The 366-nt window shown below is 33.3% G+C and carries 1 protein-coding gene; it reads right to left on the reverse strand.

Features of this window, described 5'->3' with window-relative positions; translation table 11 throughout:
* Positions 1-311, reverse strand: a 311-nt coding sequence (locus ACM6HU_RS01010) for an Rpn family recombination-promoting nuclease/putative transposase (protein ID WP_414847953.1), incomplete at its 3' end; no start/stop codon positions are given.
* Positions 312-366 lie beyond the last annotated feature (55 nt).

Here is a 366-nt window from a genome sequence, read left to right on the forward strand (position 1 = left end):
TGGGATGTATAGAGCTTACTCCAATAGTATAAAGAGCGTTTTACCATATCATGTGTATTTCGGAGTTGAATCTCAATATTCACTTGCGTTCCATTGTCGAGTGTTGCTAATAAGTCTAGTATGGATAACTTATCATCTTCATAAGACTTATGGAGATGTGGGTCTTCCAATTGTAGTGATGAAATAGGTGTATCTAAAGATTCTTCTAAGATAGCGTTTAGAAATCCAATTAAGATTTCTTCATTCCCCTTTGTTCCAAATAACTGTTTAAAAGCAAAATCAATTCGTAAATTTACTAATTTTGTGGACATGGGTTTCCTCTCCCTGTCTTTCTTTTCTTAACTGTATTTTATAAGATAGTCCCTT

Source organism: Bacillus sp. IT-79MI2 (assembly GCF_949768135.1).
Classification (GTDB): domain Bacteria; phylum Bacillota; class Bacilli; order Bacillales; family Bacillaceae_G; genus Bacillus_A; species Bacillus_A pseudomycoides.